Origin of the sequence: Bacillus sp. FSL R5-0397, from assembly GCF_038593395.1 — a bacterium.
Classification (GTDB): domain Bacteria; phylum Bacillota; class Bacilli; order Bacillales; family Bacillaceae; genus Bacillus; species Bacillus altitudinis.
Window position 1 is genome coordinate 1568661 of record NZ_CP151992.1, and the last position, 20693, is coordinate 1589353.

General features: G+C 41.5%; 25 protein-coding genes. All 25 read left to right on the forward strand.

What is annotated here, in order from left to right; translation table 11 throughout:
* Positions 1–3 precede the first annotated feature (3 nt).
* The 25 genes from fliJ to NSQ70_RS08050 are packed head-to-tail and all read left to right on the forward strand — an operon-like array spanning position 4 to position 20601.
* On the forward strand, positions 4–447 hold the full coding sequence (fliJ, locus tag NSQ70_RS07930) for a flagellar export protein FliJ (protein ID WP_024720352.1): 444 nt from the start codon (positions 4–6) through the stop codon (positions 445–447).
* A 12-nt stretch (positions 448–459) separates the two neighbouring features.
* Positions 460–1146, forward strand: coding sequence for a MotE family protein (locus NSQ70_RS07935; RefSeq protein WP_326378227.1), 687 nt, complete (start codon positions 460–462; stop codon positions 1144–1146).
* The gene (locus NSQ70_RS07940; protein WP_340936439.1) at positions 1147–2469 is read left to right on the forward strand and encodes a flagellar hook-length control protein FliK; all 1323 of its coding nucleotides are present in this window, start codon (positions 1147–1149) and stop codon (positions 2467–2469) included.
* Positions 2469–2912 carry a flagellar hook assembly protein FlgD gene (flgD, locus tag NSQ70_RS07945; protein WP_041507305.1) on the forward strand — a complete coding sequence of 148 codons (444 nt, stop codon included), beginning with the start codon at positions 2469–2471 and terminating at the stop codon, positions 2910–2912. Before NSQ70_RS07940 ends, flgD begins: the two co-directional genes overlap by 1 nt.
* 21 nt (positions 2913–2933) lie before the next feature.
* Complete coding sequence (flgG, locus tag NSQ70_RS07950) at positions 2934–3725, forward strand: flagellar basal body rod protein FlgG (protein WP_342502540.1); 792 nt, start codon at positions 2934–2936, stop codon at positions 3723–3725.
* A 37-nt stretch (positions 3726–3762) separates the two neighbouring features.
* Complete coding sequence (locus tag NSQ70_RS07955; RefSeq protein WP_008344794.1) at positions 3763–3978, forward strand: flagellar FlbD family protein; 216 nt, start codon at positions 3763–3765, stop codon at positions 3976–3978.
* The gene (fliL, locus tag NSQ70_RS07960; RefSeq protein ID WP_007499592.1) at positions 3975–4403 is read left to right on the forward strand and encodes a flagellar basal body-associated protein FliL; all 429 of its coding nucleotides are present in this window, start codon (positions 3975–3977) and stop codon (positions 4401–4403) included. Before NSQ70_RS07955 ends, fliL begins: the two co-directional genes overlap by 4 nt.
* A 32-nt stretch (positions 4404–4435) precedes the next feature.
* On the forward strand, positions 4436–5434 hold the full coding sequence (fliM, locus tag NSQ70_RS07965; protein WP_008354483.1) for a flagellar motor switch protein FliM: 999 nt from the start codon (positions 4436–4438) through the stop codon (positions 5432–5434).
* Entirely contained in the window at positions 5424–6545 is a 1122-nt protein-coding gene (gene fliY / locus NSQ70_RS07970) for a flagellar motor switch phosphatase FliY (RefSeq protein ID WP_007499588.1), read from the forward strand. The genes fliM and fliY overlap by 11 nt, the downstream gene beginning before the upstream one ends.
* 27 nt (positions 6546–6572) lie before the next feature.
* Complete coding sequence (locus NSQ70_RS07975; protein WP_007499584.1) at positions 6573–6935, forward strand: response regulator; 363 nt, start codon at positions 6573–6575, stop codon at positions 6933–6935.
* A gap of 18 nt (positions 6936–6953) precedes the next feature.
* Positions 6954–7613, forward strand: a complete 660-nt coding sequence (gene fliZ, locus NSQ70_RS07980) for a flagella biosynthesis regulatory protein FliZ (RefSeq protein ID WP_327872171.1) — start codon at positions 6954–6956, stop codon at positions 7611–7613.
* Complete coding sequence (gene fliP / locus NSQ70_RS07985; protein WP_007499580.1) at positions 7606–8271, forward strand: flagellar type III secretion system pore protein FliP; 666 nt, start codon at positions 7606–7608, stop codon at positions 8269–8271. The genes fliZ and fliP overlap by 8 nt, the downstream gene beginning before the upstream one ends.
* Before the next feature lie 16 nt (positions 8272–8287).
* Entirely contained in the window at positions 8288–8557 is a 270-nt protein-coding gene (fliQ, locus tag NSQ70_RS07990) for a flagellar biosynthesis protein FliQ (protein ID WP_003211206.1), read from the forward strand.
* 6 nt (positions 8558–8563) lie between these two features.
* A complete protein-coding gene (gene fliR / locus NSQ70_RS07995; RefSeq protein ID WP_007499578.1) occupies positions 8564–9343 on the forward strand; it encodes a flagellar biosynthetic protein FliR in 780 nt (259 codons plus the stop codon).
* Positions 9340–10428, forward strand: coding sequence for a flagellar biosynthesis protein FlhB (gene flhB / locus NSQ70_RS08000; protein WP_007499576.1), 1089 nt, complete (start codon positions 9340–9342; stop codon positions 10426–10428). The genes fliR and flhB overlap by 4 nt, the downstream gene beginning before the upstream one ends.
* Before the next feature lie 29 nt (positions 10429–10457).
* On the forward strand, positions 10458–12491 hold the full coding sequence (flhA, locus tag NSQ70_RS08005) for a flagellar biosynthesis protein FlhA (RefSeq protein ID WP_007499573.1): 2034 nt from the start codon (positions 10458–10460) through the stop codon (positions 12489–12491).
* Entirely contained in the window at positions 12491–13609 is a 1119-nt protein-coding gene (flhF, locus tag NSQ70_RS08010) for a flagellar biosynthesis protein FlhF (protein ID WP_159159622.1), read from the forward strand. The genes flhA and flhF overlap by 1 nt, the downstream gene beginning before the upstream one ends.
* Positions 13606–14511, forward strand: a complete 906-nt coding sequence (locus tag NSQ70_RS08015; protein WP_045034264.1) for a MinD/ParA family protein — start codon at positions 13606–13608, stop codon at positions 14509–14511. Before flhF ends, NSQ70_RS08015 begins: the two co-directional genes overlap by 4 nt.
* A complete protein-coding gene (locus tag NSQ70_RS08020) occupies positions 14508–15590 on the forward strand; it encodes a chemotaxis response regulator protein-glutamate methylesterase (RefSeq protein ID WP_024720361.1) in 1083 nt (360 codons plus the stop codon). The genes NSQ70_RS08015 and NSQ70_RS08020 overlap by 4 nt, the downstream gene beginning before the upstream one ends.
* A 5-nt stretch (positions 15591–15595) precedes the next feature.
* On the forward strand, positions 15596–17623 hold the full coding sequence (locus NSQ70_RS08025; protein WP_342502541.1) for a chemotaxis protein CheA: 2028 nt from the start codon (positions 15596–15598) through the stop codon (positions 17621–17623).
* 24 nt (positions 17624–17647) lie between these two features.
* Entirely contained in the window at positions 17648–18109 is a 462-nt protein-coding gene (locus NSQ70_RS08030) for a chemotaxis protein CheW (protein ID WP_045034266.1), read from the forward strand.
* 12 nt (positions 18110–18121) lie between these two features.
* A complete protein-coding gene (locus NSQ70_RS08035; RefSeq protein ID WP_007499567.1) occupies positions 18122–18748 on the forward strand; it encodes a chemotaxis protein CheC in 627 nt (208 codons plus the stop codon).
* The gene (locus NSQ70_RS08040; protein ID WP_007499566.1) at positions 18748–19248 is read left to right on the forward strand and encodes a chemotaxis protein CheD; all 501 of its coding nucleotides are present in this window, start codon (positions 18748–18750) and stop codon (positions 19246–19248) included. Before NSQ70_RS08035 ends, NSQ70_RS08040 begins: the two co-directional genes overlap by 1 nt.
* A 24-nt stretch (positions 19249–19272) precedes the next feature.
* Positions 19273–20040: a FliA/WhiG family RNA polymerase sigma factor gene (locus NSQ70_RS08045; RefSeq protein ID WP_007499565.1), complete on the forward strand. Its 768-nt coding sequence runs from the start codon at positions 19273–19275 to the stop codon at positions 20038–20040.
* Between the two features lie 21 nt (positions 20041–20061).
* The gene (locus NSQ70_RS08050; RefSeq protein ID WP_045034267.1) at positions 20062–20601 is read left to right on the forward strand and encodes a hypothetical protein; all 540 of its coding nucleotides are present in this window, start codon (positions 20062–20064) and stop codon (positions 20599–20601) included.
* Positions 20602–20693: the final 92 nt, after the last annotated feature.

The window sequence follows — 20693 nt, forward strand, 5'->3', positions numbered from 1 at the left end:
ACAGTGAGATATCAATACAAATTTCAAAAGCTCTTAGAATTGAAAGAAAGTGAAAAAGACAAATCACTCGCAGCGTATCAACAATCCGTTTCGGCATTTGAGCAAGCCGCTGAAAAACTCTATGAAAATATGAGTAAAAAAGAGCTAATGGAAAAGAGCAAAGAAGAAAAGCTGAGAAGTGGGATGAGTGTTCAAGAAATGCGTCATTATCAGCAATTTGTGACGAATTTAGATAACACCATTCATCATTATCAGCAGCTTGTGATCATGAAACGCCATCAAATGAATGAAAAACAATCTGATTTAACTGAAAAAAATATTGAGTTTAAAAAGTTTGAAAAAATGAAAGAAAAGCAATTTGAAAAGTTCTCCCTTGAACATAAGGCAATTGAAATGAAAGAAATGGATGATATCTCTATCAGCCAATTCATGTTTCAAGGACATTAGGAGTCGAGATGAATGCCTAAGAAGGAAAAAACAAAGGAATCAAGCGGCGGCGGTAAATTTCAATGGATCTTGTTTATTGTCATTATCCCATTGGTTGTGCTTGTGATTGTAACGGGCACAATCCTTTATATGGCAGGTTATGATCTAAAGAAACCGCTCCAAAACATTCCGGGGATTAGCAGCTTGGTTGGATCAGATGACACATCAAAAACGTCATCTTCAAATAACGATCAACGTGATACAGAGTTGAAAGCGTTGAAAAAGACGATTAAAGAACAAGAGAATGAACTTGAAATTGCTCAAAAAGACTTGAAGACAAGTGATGAAGAGATTAAACGATTGAATCAAAAAATCAATTCACTTGAAAAAACATCTGATAAAGAGAACACGTCAGCAAGTGACAGTTCATCAAACAGTACATCATCAAGTAATAACGGATCAGGATCTTCAACTGATTCGTCAGCATCTTCTAATCAGCAATCAAAAGGAAAGGTCGCCAGCATTTATGAAAGCATGGATGCAGGAAAATCTGCCAAAATTCTATCAGAGCTAAGTGATAAAGAGGCTTTGAAGATCCTTGAAGAGCTGAGTAAAAATAAGCTGACGGACATATTAGCAAAACTGACACCTCAGAGGGCAGCAACGTTCACGAAGGAGCTTGCCAAAAAAGAAGAAAGTGAAAATGGAGGTGGACAATAAGTGAAGCTATTGGACATTGGAGCCTTACAGCAATCTTCCCAAGGTCTCTCGGGACTAAAGGGAGAGGGGGCAGTATCTGCTCGCGGCCTGTTTAAACAATTGTTAAATGGCGCAGGTATTCAAAGTGGTCCAGCTATTTCTCAGCCAGCGGAAACCAATCTATCCATGAATGATGCGATGCAAATCATTGAAAAATGGATGCAATCACCTGAAGAAGGAATAGATGGAGATCTTCTTGCGGCACTTCAGGCGCTGCAAGGGCAAAAGCTTGAAGGGGCTGACTTAAAGTCACTTGAAGAGCTATTTCAAAAGATGGAATCGGTGATCTATGGCGATCAGGATAAGAAGCCAGTTGCTGAACATAGTGAACAGCTCATACAAGTCCACTTTTTCTTATATCAAATACTGAATCAGCAGCCGGTGAGCTTTGATGCAAAATTTGTACAGGATATTCAAGCAAAAGGTGAAGAGTTCATCAAGTTTCTAACGAAAAACGGAGCAGATGAAAAGCTCATTCAACAAGTAAAAGAGCAGTTCTTCTCGCAAGGATCGGCACCTAAGCTGAATAATATGTCACAAAGCGAGCTGAAACACTTTAATCAGTTAATCGATCATATGATGGCGAATGCGAAAGGGTCAGATAAAGAGTGGAAAATTTCCTTAGGAGAGTTAAAAGAAATGGTTGCTCCAAGGCAAGAATCTTCCTTCTCATCTCCAGCAAAAGGTGTTGCCTCACTTGAATGGCTTCTGAAAAAAGAAGTCACCAAAGGTCAAGGCACTACGGCACCTGCTTCTGAAAAAACAATCACCCATACGCTGCTTCCAGGGCATAAACAGTTCTTCCAACTGCAATCAGCTGCTCCTGTGCAGCAGACGCAAACAACTGACGAAAAGCCAGGCACGGTTGATCAGCAGATTTTAAATACGTGGAAACAAATGAAGTTCACACCATTTGGCAATTCAAGCGGACGGTTTACCGTACGATTAAATCCAGAAAATCTAGGGTTTATTACCATCCAGCTAACGAAACAAAACGGGATGTATGCGAGTAAAATTACAGCTTCAACGCAAGCAGCAAAAGAGCTGCTCGAGCATCATCTGCCGCAGCTCAAGCAGGCGCTACCGAATATGTCGGTTCAAGTTGACCGTTTCCATATACCGCTTCAGTCAAATGAGCAGCCGTCTTTTGGACAATTTAATGAGGAAGGCAAGCAGCAGCCATCAAAAGGACAAAGTTTCCAGCAGCCTGATGAACAGGAAGCTGAATTCCAAGATGTACTAGATGCGCTTGTTGGATCAGAAGAAGAAGAGGAGGAGATCTAATGGCAACTGTTGATGCGACGAATAGAACAGCCGCACAAGCGGACACTTCTTCAAACGCAGCAAAGAAAACAGATACACTTGGCCGAGATCAGTTCTTGAAAATCTTGCTTACGCAGCTTCAAAACCAAGATCCGACAAACCCGATTGATGACCGTGAGTTTGTCACACAGCTTGCAACATTTTCTTCTTTAGAACAGCAAATGAATATGAACGAATCTATCACTCAAATGAATCAGATCATGTCTACATTTGTTGCACACCAAGATCCATTTACGACATATGTAGGCTGGATTGGTAAAGAAGTAGCGGGCAAACAAGATGATAAAGACATATCTGGCACTGTGAAGTCTGTGAAAAACATAAACAATGAATACTTCCTATATTTAGAAGATGGAACGAAAATCAGCCCATGGGATGTTACAACTGTTGGAGAAAAATCGTAAGCAAATCGAGGAGGAAAATAAATGTTACGCTCACTTTACTCAGGAATTAGTGGAATGAAAAACTTCCAATCAAAATTAGATGTTGTAGCCAACAACGTAGCCAACGTCAACACACACGGATACAAAAAAAGCCGTATCACTTTTAAAGATATGGTCAGCCAAACCATTGGAAGTTCTGGTGGGCCAACGAACAACTCTGGTTCAATCAACTCAAAGCAAATTGGTTTAGGGTCATCTTTATCTTCAATCGATAAAATCATGTCAGCGGGATCTTCTCAAAATACAAATGAACCTTACGACTTCTATATCAATGGAGATGGGTTTTTCCGTATTGAAGTTCAAGGAGAAGTTCTTTATACAAGAACAGGAAATTTCGACACTGATTCAGAGGGAAGCTTAGTCACCTCTGATGGAAATTATCTACTTGGAATGAATGGACAAAAGATAACGATTCCAGACGGTGTTTCAAGTGTAAGTGTTGGTCCAGATGGAACGATTTCGGTTGTTGAAAACAATGTATCAAGAACCGTTGGTCAAATATCACTCGTATCTTTCCGTAACGCAGGAGGGCTAGACAAAGTTGGTGACAACCTTTACCGCCAAACGTTAAGCTCAGGTGCTCCAAGTAATCCAATCGTACCAGGTGAACAAGGAACGGGCGTGGTCCAAACAGGTAAACTTGAAATGTCAAACGTTGATTTAACAGACGAGTTTACAGAAATGATTATCGCACAGCGTGGATTCCAATCGAATGCAAAGACGATCACAACATCTGATGAAATTCTGCAAGAACTTGTGAATCTGAAACGATAGGAGGTAGGGGGAGCGGTTTATCGCTTCTCTGCTTAATATGATTGAAGTGACAAGATTAAATGGCAAAGGATTTATGCTCAACGCTCTCCATATCGAGCAAATCGAAAGCTTTCCAGACACGACCATTACACTCGCCAATGGAAAGAAATTCGTTGTGAAAGAAGATGAAGAGCAGCTTCAGGAGAAAATCATTTCTTTCTATAGAAAAATCCAAGTCATTTCATTGAATCAAGGAATAGAGGAGTTTGAATGAAGAAGAAATTAGTCGTAGTAATGCTAATCATGATTATTGCTATCGTCGGAATTGGAGCAGGTATTGTCTTTCTGGTGAATGGGTCAGACGAAGCAAAAGCAGAAAAAGAGCCAACAGCAGATGAAGTCGTAAAAGCTTCTGTTGAAATTCCTGAGATTGTGACCAATTTAAAATCTGAAGGAAATGCGGTTAAACTTGTACTAAATATTGAAACTGATTCAGAAAAAGCCAAAGAAGAGCTTGAAAAAAGAAGCTTCCAAGTGAAAGATGCCGTGATTGACATTTTATCAGACACGAATGCAGATGAACTTGATGGCAAAAAAGGCAGAGAACATTTTAAAACACAGGTCAAAAACAAAGTGAATAACTATTTGCAAGATGGCAAGGTGAAAGAAGTTTATATAACCTCCTTTAATCTGCAATAGAGGCGATTAATTGACACGATGGAGGTGAAGAAATGTCAGGAGAAGTGCTTTCCCAGAATGAGATCGACGCATTATTATCCGCCATATCAACAGGCGAAATGGATGCAGAAGAGCTGAAAAAAGAAGAAACGACGAAAAAAGTGAAAGTGTATGACTTTAAACGTGCACTGCGCTTTTCAAAAGACCAGATTCGAAGTTTAACAAGAATTCATGATAACTTCGCTAGACTGCTTACCACACACTTTTCAGCGCAGCTAAGATCATATATTCAAATTTCTGTCAGCTCGGTTGACCAAGTGCCATATGAAGAATTTATTCGTTCGATTCCTAATATGACATTATTAAACTTATTTTACGTCAGCCCGCTTGAAGGAAGAATCATGCTTGAAGTGAACCCAACGATTGGCTATGCCATGATGGATAGGCTGATGGGTGGGATTGGCATTAGTCATAATAAGACAGAATCACTGACAGAAATCGAAACAAAGATTATCTCAAACATGTTTGAGGGAGCTTTGGAAAACTACAGAGAAGCGTGGCAGTCCATAACCGACATCGAGCCAGAAATGGCAGATTTCGAGGTAAATCCCCAGTTTGTTCAAATGGTGTCACCAAATGAAACAGTTGTCGTCATTTCTCTTAATACACAAATTGGTGAGGTAAGCGGGGTTATTAACCTCTGTATTCCTCACGTAGTATTAGAGCCTATTATTCCGAAGCTGTCTGTACACTACTGGATGCAATCTGAACGAAATGAACCGAAACAAGAAGAAACAAAGGCCATTGAAAAACGGATTATGACGGCGAAAATACCGGTAGTCGCAGAGCTTGGACAATCGGAAATGACGGTGGAAGAGTTTTTGAATTTGGAAATTGGTGATTGTATTGCCTTGGACAAACCAGTAAATGCGCCTCTTACTGTTATGGTCGGAAATAAACCGAAATTCTTGGGACAGGCCGGCCGCGTGAATCGGAAACAGGCGATTCAAATTCTAGATCACGACATAAGAGGTGAAGAAGATGGAGAATAACGGAAGTAAATTATCACAAGATGAAATCGATGCGCTCCTTAAAGGAGGCAGCAATGACGATATAGAGCCTGATACACTCCTTTCTGCAATGGAACAAGATGCCATTGGGGAAATCGGAAATATATCATTTGGAAGCTCTGCAACAGCACTTTCAACCCTATTAAGTCAAAAAGTGGAGATTACAACTCCAACTGTCACAGTGATTCAAAAAAGCAAGCTGAATGAGGAATTTCCTCATCCGTATGTCGCGATTGAAGTGAATTATACGGAAGGCTTCAGCGCTAGTAACCTGCTTGTCATCCAGCAAACCGATGCGGCAGTCATTGCGGATTTAATGATGGGCGGAGATGGAACAAATGCTGACCCGTCGTTAAGTGAAATTCACTTAAGTGCAGTACAAGAAGCGATGAACCAAATGATGGGTTCAGCAGCGACGTCCATGTCAACAGTCTTTAATAAAAAGATTGATATTTCTCCGCCTCGCGTTGAGTTGCTTGATGTGAAAGAAGGAGAAGGCACAGACCGCATTCCAGCTGAAGAGATGCTTGTCAAAGTGTCCTTTAGATTAACAATAGGTGAACTCATAGATTCAAATATTATGCAGCTTTACCCTATTACGTTTGCGAAAGATTTGATTGCAGAATTAACAGACCCAGCGGAAGAAGAGCCGGTTCAAGAAGCACCTCAGAGTGCACCTGAACCACAGCAGGCTGCTCCGCAAGCACAATCTGCTCCTATGCAGCAATCGGCACCGCCGAAAAGACAGGCGAAGCCAAAGCCGGCAGAACCTGTCAATGTGGCGCCAGTTGAATTTGAGGCATTTAGTGAGCCTCAGCATACTACAAGTCAGCTCGGTAATCTTGATATGCTGATGGATATTCCACTTTCCATAACAGTGGAGCTTGGAAGAACGCAGCGCAGTGTGAAAGAAGTACTTGAACTTTCTGCTGGAAGTATCATTGAACTGGACAAACTTGCAGGTGAGCCAGTCGACATTCTGGTCAACAAACGAATCGTCGCCAAAGGAGAAGTTGTTGTCATTGATGAGAACTTTGGTGTACGTGTGACTGACATTTTAAGTCAGTCTGAAAGACTTTCTAATTTAAAATAAACAAACATATAGGGAGAGAATAAGTAAATGGCTACTAAGGTATTAATCGTAGATGATGCAGCATTCATGAGAATGATGATTAAGGATATTCTTGTAAAAAACGGATTTGATGTAGTAGGAGAAGCAGAAAACGGCGCACAAGCTGTTGAAAAATATAAAGAAACATCTCCTGATCTAGTCACAATGGATATCACAATGCCAGAAATGGACGGGATCACAGCATTAAAAGAAATTAAACAAATCGATGCTTCTGCAAAAATCATTATGTGCTCAGCGATGGGACAACAATCAATGGTTATTGATGCCATTCAAGCAGGTGCAAAAGACTTTATCGTGAAGCCATTCCAGGCAGACCGTGTACTTGAAGCAATTAATAAAACGTTAGGCTAAAAAAGGGTGTAAGACTTGTTGAAAAAACGTTTGATATGTATAGCAATGATCAGTTTTATGCTTTTCTTGACAGCGCAGCCAGCCTCACTGCTTGCTGAAACAAAAGATCCTGAAAATGGCATGGTGAATGACTGGATCAAAGATGAGAAAGAAAGCAAAAAGGATACAGAAAAGAAAACCACTGACAATCAAACGAATCCGGCAGAAGAAGTTCCCTCTTCTTCTGTCTCCATTATGGATTTTGTCAAAATGATTGGTGCCTTACTTTTTGTCATCCTGCTCATTTACGGATTGGTGAGATTTGTTGGAAAGCAAAACCGCTTACTCAAGCCATTTCGCTATGTTGAAAATATTGGCGGAACGACGGTTGGTCAAAATCGTTCAGTTCAGCTGATCAAAGTGGGCAAACGAGTATTAGTTGTCGGCGTAGCAGACTCAATCCAGCTACTAAAAGAAATCGATGATGAACAAGAATGCGAAGCGATTGTGAAACAATACGAAGAAGCGATGGAAAGTAAGACTGACTTACCGAAAATGATGCAAAAATTAACATCGCAAGTGAAGAAACACGATCAGCCGACCACTTCTTCTTTTTCAGCCAATTTAAAGGCGCAGCTAGCCGAATTGAAAAAGACCCAATCAGAAGTCAGAAAGAAAGGCCCGAAACAAAATGAATGAGTTTATCGATTTATTTAATTCCAGTGGTGCAGGGAATATTAGCACATCTGTCCGTCTTCTTTTATTGTTAACTGTATTTTCAGTTGCACCAGGCATTCTTATTTTAATGACCTGTTTTACACGGATTGTGATTGTTCTTTCGTTCGTCAGAACATCACTTGCAACCAACTCAATGCCGCCAAACCAAGTGCTTGTAGGACTTGCTTTGTTTCTCACATTTTTTATTATGGCACCCACGTTCTCAGAGATTAATAAAGAGGCACTCACGCCGCTTTTAAATGATGATATTACGTTAAATCAGGCCTATGAAAAAGCCGAAGTGCCAATTAAAGAGTTTATGAGTAAACATACGAGACAGAAAGATTTGGCTTTATTTCTTAGTTACGCAAAAATGGATACCCCTGAATCGATTAAAGATATTCCCTTAACGGCGATGGTACCAGCGTTTGCAATTTCAGAATTAAAGACGGCATTTCAAATTGGTTTCATGATCTTTATTCCATTTTTAATTATTGACATGGTGGTCGCAAGTGTCCTGATGTCGATGGGGATGATGATGCTTCCGCCGGTTATGATATCGCTCCCTTTCAAAATATTGTTATTTGTATTAGTTGATGGATGGTATTTGATTGTTAAATCTTTGCTGCAAAGCTTTTAGAGTAGGTGCTTAAAACATGAGTTCAGAATTTGTCATTACGATGGCTGAAAGATCAGTGTATGTTGTATTACTTGTCAGCGGGCCGCTTCTAGCGCTCGCACTAATCGTGGGACTAATTGTCAGTGTGTTTCAGGCGACAACCCAAATCCAAGAACAGACGCTTGCGTTCATTCCAAAAATTGTTGCAGTGCTCATTGGACTTGTTGTGTTTGGTCCGTGGATGCTTTCAACAATTGTGTCATTTACAACAGAGCTGTTCTCGAATTTAGATCGATTTGCAGGTTAATCAGAGATGTCAATCATAGAATTATTTCCTGCCTTTCTTCTCGTTTTCATTCGGATCACCGCTTTTTTCGTGACAGTGCCGCTATTAGCGCATCGAACGATACCAGCAGTTCACAGAGTTGGTTTTTCACTGTTTTTGGCTGTCATTAGTTTTAGCACCATTAAAGAACCGCCAGCACTCGATATCGACGGTCTTTACATGATGCTTGCCGTGAAAGAAGCAATGGTCGGACTTTTGCTTGGACTGATTGCATATATCATGGTGTCCGCAGTTCAAATTGCCGGCTCATTCATCGATTTTCAAATGGGTTTTGCAATCGCCAATATTATTGATCCACAAACAGGGGCGCAAACGCCGCTGATGGGGCAGTTTTTTTATACGGTGACCTTGCTACTGATGCTGGCAACAAATGCACATCATTTGCTGCTTGATGGAATCTATTACAGTTTTCAATATATTCAAGTTGATCAGTATGCGCTGAACTTCGGTAGTGAATCCTTTGCTTACTTTATTGCAAAGAGCTTCAACCAAATGTTCATCATAGCCTTTCAAATCTCAGCACCTGTTGTGGCTAGTTTGTTTTTAGTCGATTTGGCATTAGGAATTGTGGCACGTACAGTTCCACAAATGAACGTATTTGTCGTTGGACTTCCCATTAAAATGGGCGTGAGTTTTATTATGATCATCATTTGTATGGGTGTCATCTTCGGGGTCGTCCAAAATACATTTGAAACGATTGTGCTCACCATGAGGAATTTCTTAGCATTGGTCGGTGGTTCGTCATGACGACAAGACTTAGACTCGACTTGCAATTTTTCGCAGGTGAAAAAACAGAAAAAGCAACACCGAAAAAAAGACGGGATTCACGTAAAAAAGGGCAGGTTGCCAAAAGTACCGACGTCAATACAGCCATCTCATTTCTACTAATCTTTTTATCATTCTTTTTTATTGGGCCTTTTATGAAAGAGCGTATTATTGCGCTCATTGAACGTTTTTATTCAACAACGATGCTAATGAAGGTTAGCACATCTAATATTCACCAGTTATTCTTGGAATTGCTTCAAGAGACAGGTCTCCTCCTCATGCCAATTCTTGGTGTTGGGATGCTTGCAGGGATCATTAGTAACTATTTGCAGGTTGGCTTTCTCTTTTCGACAGAAGTAATCAAACCGAAATTAGAAAAACTCGATCCAATCAAAGGGTTTAAACGAATATACAGTATTCGAGCACTCGTTGAGCTATTAAAATCCATTTTGAAAATTGGTTTTGTTGGTTTTGCGACATTTATCGCTCTATGGATGCACTTTGACGAAATCTTGCGGCTCCCTCTACTCACTGCAGAGGAAACCCTTCATTTCGTGGCAAATATGACCTTGATTATGGGGCTATATGCAGCAGGTGCTCTTCTGATCTTAGCCGGGCTTGACTACATGTATCAGAAATTTGATTATGAAAAAAACTTACGGATGTCTAAACAAGACATCAAAGATGAGTATAAAAAATCAGAGGGTGACCCGCTCATAAAATCAAAAATTAAACAGCGGCAAAGGGAAATGGCCATGAGACGGATGATGCAGGAAGTCCCAAAAGCGGACGTCATCATTACAAACCCGACCCACTACGCAATTGCCTTGAAATATGACGAAGAAAAGATGGACGCGCCGTTTGTTGTGGCAAAGGGAACAGATATTTTGGCTTTGAAAATTAGAACAATTGCGAAAGAACACGATGTCATGACTGTAGAGAACCGGCCGCTCGCCCGTGCCCTCTATGATCAAGTGGATATCAACCAAGCGGTGCCGGAAGAATATTTTAAGGCGATCGCAGAAATTTTGGCTTACGTATATAAAACGAAACAAAAGATTTTATGAATTTTTGGTTTTAAAAGGAGAGAACAGGCATGTCAGCAAGAGATTTATCTGTTTTATTCAGTGTTATTTTAATCGTGGCGATGCTGGTCATACCGTTTCCGCCCGTCCTATTAAGTATTTTAATTATTATTAATATTTCTCTTGCGCTTATCGTGCTTCTCACCACAATGAACATGCAAGAACCACTGCAATTTTCCATTTTTCCATCGTTGCTTTTGCTCTTAACACTGTTTCGTTTAGGGCTTAACATCTCTACAACCCGTTCTATTTTATCAACTGGAGATGCTGGTAAGGTTGTCGAAACGTTTGGATCATTTGTTGTTGGGGGCAATATACTCGTTGGTCTGGTTGTCTTCCTTATTCTGATCATCATTCAGTTTGTTGTCATCACCAAAGGGGCAGAGCGTGTATCAGAGGTTGCGGCCAGATTTACACTCGATGCGATGCCAGGTAAACAGATGAGTATTGACGCAGATTTGAATGCAGGAATGCTGACAGAAAGTGAAGCTAGAAACCGCCGTGAAAAAGTAGCCAGAGAAGCAGACTTTTATGGTGCGATGGATGGTGCAAGTAAGTTCGTTAAAGGGGATGCCATCGCAGGTATTATCATCGTTATTATCAATATTATTTTTGGCATCATTATTGGGATGATTCAGCAAGGAATGTCAATTCAAGAATCAGCTTCCCACTTTACTCTGTTAACAGTAGGGGACGGAATTGTTTCCCAGATCCCTGCACTTCTTATTTCAACAGCGACAGGGATTGTTGTCACGAGAGCGGCTTCTAACGGAAACCTTGGTTCAGACATTACGGGTCAGCTCTTTGCCTTCCCTGCCATGCTTTACGTCACAGCAGGTACGATCTTCCTGCTTGGATTGTTTACGCCAATTGGCGTACTTTTGACAGGGCCGATCGCAGGTTTACTTGCACTCGGTGCGTACATGATGTCGAAAAACAAACAGGATCAAGAAGAGATTGAAGAAGTACTGGAAGAACAGGCAGAGGTAGAAGAGATGAAAAGTCCAGAAAGCGTCATTCATCTCCTGCAAATGGATGCCATTGAATTTGAATTTGGCTACGGGTTGATCCCGCTTGCAGATGCCAATCAAGGCGGAGACCTGCTAGACCGAATTGTCATGATCAGAAGGCAGCTTGCTCTCGAACTAGGTCTTGTCATTCCAGTTGTCCGTATTCGAGACAACATTGCGCTGAACCCGAATGAATACAGGCTCAAAATAAAAGGGAACGAAGTGGCAAAAGGAGAGCTGCTGCTCGATCATTACTTAGCGATGTCTCCAACGCCTGATGATGATCCGATTGAAGGAATTGAAACAATCGAACCATCCTTTGGTCTGCCGGCAAAATGGATATCAGAAGCAGAAAAAGATCAGGCTGAAATGCTTGGGTATACAGTGGTCGATCCAGCATCTGTTGTGTCTACCCACATCACAGAGAAGATTAGACAAAACACCCATGAACTGCTTGGACGCCAAGAAACGAAGCAATTAATCGATCATCTGAAAGAAAGTTATCCAGTTCTAGTAGATGAGGTAACACCGAATCCACTAGCAGTCGGGGATATCCAAAAAGTACTTGCAAAGCTTCTGAAAGAAAAGGTCTCCATTCGAAACCTTGTGACCATTTTTGAGACTCTTGCAGACTACGGAAAATTAACGACTGATACAGACTTGCTAACAGAGTATGTTAGACAGGCACTTGCAAGACAGATTACTGCACAGTATGCAAGAGAAAATGAATCACTGAAAGTCGTGACATGCTCTGGCCGAGTCGAAAAGGTGATTGCAGACAGCGTGCAGCAAACAGAGCATGGGAACTACTTATCGTTAGATCCAGAATCCTCTGAAAGTGTGATTCAATCAGTGGCGAGAGAAATTGAACAGCTTTCGCTTCGTCAGGAAACGCCGGTTCTATTATGCTCACCTCCTATAAGAATGTACGTCAAACAGTTGTTAGAAAGATATTTCCCAGATTTACCGGTACTATCTTATAACGAACTAGAAGCAAATGTGGAAGTACAGAGCATCGGAGTGGTGGATATCTAATGAAAATGAAAAAAATCACAGCGAATTCTATGCAGGAGGCAACGATCCAAATCAGGCAGCAGCTTGGGAAGGATGCCGTCATATTAAATTCGAAAACCGTTGTCAAACGAAAGCTGTTCGGTTTAAAGAAACAGCAAATGGTCGAAGTGATTGCAGTGCTGGATCAAGATTTTGAAGAAAGAGCCGGCAAAGGATTACAACCAGCAGCTGCGCCTATCCCGGTGTTACCGAAAAAGGAGCAGACTCAACACCTTACACAAGAGCTGCCGGCTGCTGCTCAAGCAGTCAAAGCAGCGCCTTCTTATTCTCAGCCTATAGAATATGCAAGAAACGAACGCCATGCCGGGATCTTGCCGGATTCTCTCATGAAAATGGATCAAAAACTAAAGGATCAAGGTCTTGATGATGAGATTCGAGATGAGTGCTTAAAGGGTCTTTTAACAAAAGGTGCTGTGAAAGAAGAGCAGATTGAAAAAGAACTTGAAAAACTACTCACAGGGATGTTGCCGGCACACACTTCTGATGAGCCGATGATTCGTTCGAAATACATTGTGCTGTTTGGTTCAACTGGTGCTGGTAAAACGACAACGATTGCAAAGCTGGCTGCGAAAACGGCTATTCAGCAGCAAAAGAAAATTGCTTTTATCACAACAGATACGTACCGGATTGCAGCGATTGAACAACTAAAAACATATGCTGAACTGCTGAATGCACCTCTTGAGGTTTGTTATTCAAGAGAGGACTTTGTGAAAGCACAGCAGACCTTTAAAGACTATGATCATATTTTCATCGATACAGCAGGCCGTAACTTTAAAGAAGAGGCGTACATCAAAGAGCTGACAGATATCATTCCATTTGATGAAAGCATTCAAAGTTTTCTCGTCATGAGTGCGACATCGAAATATCAAGATATGAAAGCCATGGTCAAACGTTTTGAACACGTTCCAATCGATCAATTTATTTTTACAAAAGTTGATGAAACAGACACGATGGGAACGATCTTTCAAATCATTGCAGAATCTCAAATCGGGCTCGGGTTTTTAACAAATGGTCAAAATGTACCTGAGGATATTCTTGAGAGTTCCCCCCTTGATTTGACAAGGATGGTCTTACAATGATGAAGCCTGACCAAGCCGAAGGTTTAAGAAAGCTTGTTCAGCAGAATCAACTGATTGTACCGAACTCTCTTCATGCGAATGGACAGGCGAAAACCATTGCTGTCATGAGCGGTAAAGGCGGAGTAGGTAAATCGAATTTGACGCTGAATATGGCACTGTCTATCGCAAGTACGGGCAAGCAAGTGCTCATCATCGACCTCGACTTTGGCATGGGGAATATTGATATTTTACTAGGGAAAACATCGACCAGCTCTATATTAGACGTGCTTGTTAGAAAAAAATCCTTCCAAGCGGCTATGACAAAAGGAACGGACAATCTGTATTACATTTCTGGCGGAAGCGGGCTTGAACAGCTGTTTTCTTTAGACAAAGATCAATGGTCGTTCTTTTTAGAAGAGATGGAGAAAATATTGAATGACTTTGATTGTATATTCTTTGATATGGGTGCAGGCTTGTCAAAAGATCAACTCCCTTTTGTCTTATCAGCAGGAGAGGTGGTCGTTGTGACAACGCCAGAACCAACATCCATCATGGATGCCTACAGCGCAATTAAGCACTTAGCCATTCATCAGTTTGAACAGTCTGTTCAAATCATCGTCAACCGGTGTAAAACCCCGTCAGAAGGGTCTGAAACGTACCGGAAATTAGCAGGAGTGGTGACGTCCTTTCTACACCGAAAGCTTGTGTTTGCTGGGGCGGTGCCTGATGATCCTGCTGTTCCTAAAGCAGTCACTGAACAAATGCCATTTTATATGAAGCAGCCTCATTCAAGGCTAAGTAAAACCATTAAAATGCTGGCTGAAACACTGTATCATCAGCAGATAAGAGAGGCACGGAGAGAGCAGCATACGTTTATAGATAAGTTGTCCTCTTTTTTTAAAAGGAGGAAGGTGGACTCATGATTAGAGTGCTTGTAGTAGATGACTCGGCTTTTATGAGAAAACTCATCAGTGATTTCCTAAGTGCCGAGCAAGAAATTGAAGTCGTCGGAACGGCGCGAAATGGAGAAGATGCCTTAAAGCGGATTAAGGAATTGAATCCAGATGTTGTCACACTTGATGTGGAAATGCCTGTTCTAAATGGAACAGAAGCATTAAAACAAATTCTGGCTGAACACGACCTTGCTGTGATTATGGTGTCAAGCCAGACGAAGCAAGGGAAGGAATTAACCATCCATTGCTTAGAACTCGGTGCTTTTGACTTTGTGACAAAGCCTTCAGGAAGTATTTCGCTCGATTTACACAAAGTAAGAGGTCAAATTGTAGAGCGGGTACTTGCGGCAGGCCTGTCTAGAAAACGTACTGAGAAACAAGTTTCTCCTAAGCCGTTCATGAAGCCGCCAAGTCCAATTCCAGCGGTCGCTCCCCGCCTGCAAGAAGTAAGAAGCGGTTCATCACTCCGAAAGATTATTTCAATCGGAACTTCTACGGGAGGGCCTAGGGCGCTTCAACGAGTCGTCACGAAGCTGCCAAAAGACATAGAGGCGCCGATTTTGATTGTGCAGCATATGCCGGCAGGATTTACGGCATCGCTGGCTACTAGATTAGATCATTTATCACAAATTACGATCAAAGAAGCTCAAGATGGAGACATCGCTAAAAATGGAGTGGCTTACATAGCTCCTGGTGGATTGAATATGTCACTTCATGAACAAGGGGCAGCTTTAGTGATCAGGCTGTCCCCAGAAGACACTGACAGCCGTCACAAACCTTCTGTTAACTATTTATTTGAATCCATCAGCAACATAAAAGGTTACGAGAAAATCGCTGTCATTATGACAGGAATGGGTAGTGATGGCACAGAAGGTGTCAAAAAAATGGTCGCAAGCGGTCATACAAAAGTCATTGCAGAAAAAGAAGAATCATGTGTTGTTTTCGGAATGCCTAAATCAGTCATTAAAGCAGGCCTTGCACATGAAACAAGGCATGTGGATGACATCGCACATGCAATTATAAGCTCCATGAAAAAAGAGAGGGCGTGAACACGTTGGATGTAAACCAATACTTAGATATCTTTTTAGATGAAAGCAGAGAACACTTACAAACTTGTAATGAAAAACTTCTTGAATTAGAAAATAACCCAACAGACTTGCAGCTAGTGAATGATATATTCAGAGCCGCTCATACACTGAAAGGCATGAGTGCAACGATGGGCTTTGATGATATGGCTCAATTAACACATCATTTAGAAAACATGTTTGATGCCATCAGAAACGAACAAATGATTGTCACTCCTGAATCAATGGATACGATGTTTGAAGCACTTGATCACCTTGAAGCAATGGTTCAATCGATTGCAGAGGGCGGGGATGGAAAGCGTGATGTCACGGAGATTAGTAAAAAACTAGATGTGACAGGAAGCCATGCAGAAACAGCATCTGCCGTTGAGACTGCTGAAGCATCATCAGCTGCAAGCGACCTAGACTATAACGAATTTGAACGAACAGTTCTTGATGAAGCGAGAGAACAAGGCTTTAAATGTTATGAGCTGAACGTGACATTAAGTGACGCATGCTTATTAAAAGCCGTTCGTGTCTATATGATTTTTGAAAGACTGAACGAAGCAGGAGAAGTTGTCAAAACGGTTCCGAATGCAGAACTTTTAGAATCAGAAGATTTTGAATCTGAATTCAGCATTTCTTACTTATCGAAACAGCCGATGGAAGAAGTGAAAAAAATCGTGACAGCGATCTCAGAGGTTGAACAAGTGGAGATTTCTGAAGTCTCTGCCTTTGAAGAAGCGGCTCCGGCTGAAACAAAAGCAGAGAAACCTGAGCAGAAAAATGAAGAAGCCGCAGCTCCTGCTGCTAAAGCGCCAGCAAACGATGCGCCAAAAGCAAATGGCAATAACGGTGCAGCTGCCGGCGGAACGAAAACGATCCGTGTCAACATCGATCGTCTAGATTCGCTTATGAACCTGTTTGAAGAGCTTGTCATTGATAGAGGACGTTTAGAACAGATTGCTAAAGAACTTGAAAACAACGAACTCACGGATACAGTGGAAAGAATGTCCCGTATTTCTGGAGACCTGCAATCGATCATCTTGAACATGAGAATGGTGCCTGTAGAAACGGTGTTTAACAGATTCCCACGTATGATTCGTCAATTGACGAAAGAGCTCAATAAGAAAATTGAACTGATCATTGAAGGTGCTGAGACAGAGCTTGATCGAACAGTGATCGATGAAATTGGCGATCCGCTCTTACACTTACTTAGAAACAGTCTCGATCACGGGATTGAATCACCAGAAGAACGTGTGAAAAAAGGCAAACCAGAAAAAGGAACTGTTCTTTTAAAAGCATATCATAGCGGAAACCATGTCTTCATTGAAGTAGAAGATGATGGCGGCGGGATTAACCGTAAAAAGGTCCTTGAAAAAGCATTAGAGCGCGGAGTTATTACAGAAAGAGAAGCGGAAACGCTTGAAGATCACCAAATTGATTCATTGATCTTTGCAGCAGGGTTCTCTACAGCGGATACGATTTCTGATATCTCGGGCCGGGGTGTAGGTCTTGACGTTGTGAAAAACAAGCTGGAATCATTAGGTGGTTCTGTGAGTATTAACTCAACAGAAGGTCAAGGCTCACTGTTCTCAATTCAGCTTCCACTCACATTATCGATCATTTCCGTACTTCTTGTGAAACTAGAGGAAGAAACATTTGCTATTCCGATTTCTTCTATTATAGAAACAGCTGTCATTAAGAAGAGTGACATCCTTCAAACGCATGATCGTGAAGTCATTGATTTCCGTGGATTTATCGTACCGGTTGTGTACTTGAAGAAACAGTTCAACGTACCAAATGCGAATGATTTAGAAGAAGAACTGCACATTATTGTTGTCCGTAAAGGAGACAAGCTAACAGCATTTGTGGTCGATTCGTTTATCGGTCAGCAAGAGGTTGTATTGAAATCACTTGGAGATTACCTACCAAACGTATTTGCGATATCAGGCGCAACAATCTTAGGTGACGGTCAGGTTGCACTCATCGTTGACTGTAATGCACTGATTAAGTAAAAAACAATAGAGGAGCGGTCTGAAATGAGTACAGATATCAAAACTGGCGAAAAGATGATTGTGTTTATCGTAAACAAAAAAGAATACGCCATTTCAGTATCAGAAGTAAAGTCCATTGAAAAATGGCAGCAGCCGACAAGAGTTCCTGGCGTTGCCCCTTATATATGCGGTGTCATTAATCTACGTGGTGTCGTGACACCTGTCATTGACCTTAGAGTGAGACTTGGATCAACTGACAACGAGATTACAGACGAAACAAGAATGATTATTGTACAAGTTGGTGACATTGAAGTCGGCTGGATTGTTGATGAAGCAAATGATGTCATTACTGTTCATCAGGAAGAGGTAGAAACTTCTACTGATTCAGCTGAAAAAGAAGGACTGTCATGGGTGACAGGAATTATTAAGCATGATCAGCGTCTATTCAATATCATTCATGCTGGTGCGGTCCTCGACAAGAGCGTGCAAGATGCACCTGTTCATTAAGGGGGATGTGAGATGAGCATTTTCAATGAAATTAAAGATGAACAGCTAGATATATTAAGTGAGGTTGGGAATATCGGAGCAGGCCATGCAGCGTCTGCTCTTGCCAGCCTATTGAATCGCAAAATTGATATGGCTGTTCCTTTTGTCAAAGTTCTCTCGTTTGAAGATTTAATGGATTTCTTTGGTGGAGCAGACCTTCCAGTTGCCAGTATCTTTTTGCGAATGGAGGGTGACCTTACCGGTTCAATCTTTTTCATTATGCCGTTTGAACAAGCTGAACAATTTGTAAGAGAGCTTGTTCAGGACCCAGCATTTGATATTGATACGATTCATGAACACATGCTAGGAACATCAGCGCTTCATGAGCTAGGAAATATTTTAGCAGGCTCTTATTTATCAGCACTTGCCGATTTAACAAAACTGCAGCTTCACCCAAGCGTTCCAGATGTCACGCTCGACATGTTCGGGGCTGTCATTAGTGAAGGATTAATGCAGTTTAGCCCTCTCGGCGATCAGGCGATTGTGATTGATACATCGATTTTCGATGATCAAAACCAGCAAGAGCTGAAAGGAAATATGTTTCTATTACCAGACTTTGAATCGTTTGAAAAACTGTTCAAAGCATTAGGTAACCTATAATGAACGTGCAGATTCCGGCAGTTGTAAAGGTTGGTATAGCGGATGTTCAGCTTGTGAAAACACCGGACCGTATTCGGACATCCGGTCTCGGTTCTTGCGTAGGACTTGTCCTTTTTGACCAAGAAAAAAAACTGGCAGGACTTGTCCATGTCATGCTTCCAGACTCCTCTCTTTCAAAAGGAGCGGTAGAGAACTTGGCTAAGTATGCAGATACAGGTGTCAAGCATACAATTGATCTGCTCTTAAAAGAAGGAGCGCGCAAACATGCGCTAAAAGCGAAGCTTGCTGGCGGCGCAGAAATGTTTAAATTTAAGTCAACCAATGATCTGATGAGAATTGGACCTAGAAATGTATCAGCTGTGAAAGAACATCTGTCTCTTCATCATATCCCGATCATTAGTGAGGACACGGGCGGAAACAATGGACGCACGATTGAATTCGATCCGCTTACAACAGAACTTGAGATCCGCACTGTGAAACAAGGCATTATGAAGATATAACTAAGGAAGTATAGGGGGAGAAAGATGCAATCCTTAAATTACGAAGATCAGGCGCTATGGGCTAGATGGAAAGAGTGGAAGGACCCAGCTGCTGGAGATGATCTTATGCGCCGCTATATGCCGCTCGTCACATATCATGTTGGAAGAATTTCCATCGGTCTCCCGAAGTCAGTGCACAAAGAAGACTTGATCAGTCTAGGGATGCTCGGTTTATATGATGCCCTTGAAAAATTTGACCCCGGAAGAGATCTGAAGTTTGATACATATGCATCCTTCAGAATTCGCGGGGCCATCATCGACGGTCTTCGTAAAGAGGACTGGCTGCCTCGTACATCAAGAGAAAAAACAAAAAAAGTAGAAGCGGCAATTGAAAAGCTTGAACAGCGATATTTACGAAATGTGACACCAACAGAGGTTGCTGAAGAACTCGGCATGAGTGAACAAGATGTGGTCACAACGATGAATGAAGGGTTCTTTGCGAATTTGCTCTCGATTGATGAGAAGCTGCATGATCAAGAAGACGGAGAAAACGTTCAAGTCATGATTCGCGACGAAAAGACTGTGACACCTGAAGAAAAAATGCTGAAAGATGAATTAATTGAACAGCTTGCCGAAAAAATGACAGAGCTTTCGGAAAAAGAAAAGCTTGTGATTAGTCTTTTCTATAAAGAGGAATTGACGTTAACGGAAATTGGTCAAGTGCTTAATTTATCGACCTCCCGCATTTCGCAAATTCATTCAAAGGCATTGTTCAAGCTTAAGCATCTGCTTGATAAAGCCATTCAATCTTAAAGAGTTAGTGAGTGAAAAAATATGCTATGGCTGATTAGCTTTATGCTTCATGCTGCACTTATTTATTTTGTGATCATTTTATACACGAGAATGAATTCGCTGAAGGCAACAGAACAAAAGCAGCGAGAGCTTTTAGAAGAAACGGAAAATACCCTGGCTGCATTTTTGATGGAAGTCAAAGAAGAGAATGAAAAACTATCAAAAGCTGCAGCCACTTCCCCTGATTTTTCTGCTGAAGAGCTGAAATCGGATCTTCAGACACCAAAGCAGCCACAACCACCAATTGAATCCCAGCAATCGGTAGAAAGTGAAGATCCAGTTCCAGAGCACCTGTCGGCTCTCCTTAGCGAAGTTGAGGTGCAGGAAGAGAAGGTAAACGAACCCGTTTCAAGTCTCGAAACAGAAGCTTCTGCGCCTTCTGAAAGTGAAAGAGAAGAAACATTCGAGGATCAAGTAAAGGCCTTATATGATCAAGGGCTATCATTAGAAGAAATAGCGAAAGAGTTAAAAACGGGCAAGACAGAAATCGAGCTTTTATTAAAATTTAGCGGAAAGCTGTAAAGGATTCTTGATTGTCAGTCCATCATGTGTTATATTATTTCTTGGTGTTAAATACACACGCTTAATGATTCGTATGAAGGTGCTGCCGTGGC

Coding starts and splice junctions, on each gene's coding strand:
- NSQ70_RS07935 (WP_326378227.1), top strand. CDS start 460: ATGCCTAAGAAGGAAAAAACAAAGGAATCAAGCGGCGGCGGTAAATTT.
- flgD (WP_041507305.1), top strand. CDS start 2,469: ATGGCAACTGTTGATGCGACGAATAGAACAGCCGCACAAGCGGACACT.
- flgG (WP_342502540.1), top strand. CDS start 2,934: ATGTTACGCTCACTTTACTCAGGAATTAGTGGAATGAAAAACTTCCAA.
- NSQ70_RS07955 (WP_008344794.1), top strand. CDS start 3,763: ATGATTGAAGTGACAAGATTAAATGGCAAAGGATTTATGCTCAACGCT.
- fliL (WP_007499592.1), top strand. CDS start 3,975: ATGAAGAAGAAATTAGTCGTAGTAATGCTAATCATGATTATTGCTATC.
- fliM (WP_008354483.1), top strand. CDS start 4,436: ATGTCAGGAGAAGTGCTTTCCCAGAATGAGATCGACGCATTATTATCC.
- fliY (WP_007499588.1), top strand. CDS start 5,424: ATGGAGAATAACGGAAGTAAATTATCACAAGATGAAATCGATGCGCTC.
- NSQ70_RS07975 (WP_007499584.1), top strand. CDS start 6,573: ATGGCTACTAAGGTATTAATCGTAGATGATGCAGCATTCATGAGAATG.
- fliP (WP_007499580.1), top strand. CDS start 7,606: ATGAATGAGTTTATCGATTTATTTAATTCCAGTGGTGCAGGGAATATT.
- fliQ (WP_003211206.1), top strand. CDS start 8,288: ATGAGTTCAGAATTTGTCATTACGATGGCTGAAAGATCAGTGTATGTT.
- fliR (WP_007499578.1), top strand. CDS start 8,564: ATGTCAATCATAGAATTATTTCCTGCCTTTCTTCTCGTTTTCATTCGG.
- flhB (WP_007499576.1), top strand. CDS start 9,340: ATGACGACAAGACTTAGACTCGACTTGCAATTTTTCGCAGGTGAAAAA.
- flhA (WP_007499573.1), top strand. CDS start 10,458: ATGTCAGCAAGAGATTTATCTGTTTTATTCAGTGTTATTTTAATCGTG.
- flhF (WP_159159622.1), top strand. CDS start 12,491: ATGAAAATGAAAAAAATCACAGCGAATTCTATGCAGGAGGCAACGATC.
- NSQ70_RS08015 (WP_045034264.1), top strand. CDS start 13,606: ATGATGAAGCCTGACCAAGCCGAAGGTTTAAGAAAGCTTGTTCAGCAG.
- NSQ70_RS08020 (WP_024720361.1), top strand. CDS start 14,508: ATGATTAGAGTGCTTGTAGTAGATGACTCGGCTTTTATGAGAAAACTC.
- NSQ70_RS08030 (WP_045034266.1), top strand. CDS start 17,648: ATGAGTACAGATATCAAAACTGGCGAAAAGATGATTGTGTTTATCGTA.
- NSQ70_RS08035 (WP_007499567.1), top strand. CDS start 18,122: ATGAGCATTTTCAATGAAATTAAAGATGAACAGCTAGATATATTAAGT.
- NSQ70_RS08040 (WP_007499566.1), top strand. CDS start 18,748: ATGAACGTGCAGATTCCGGCAGTTGTAAAGGTTGGTATAGCGGATGTT.
- NSQ70_RS08045 (WP_007499565.1), top strand. CDS start 19,273: ATGCAATCCTTAAATTACGAAGATCAGGCGCTATGGGCTAGATGGAAA.
- NSQ70_RS08050 (WP_045034267.1), top strand. CDS start 20,062: ATGCTATGGCTGATTAGCTTTATGCTTCATGCTGCACTTATTTATTTT.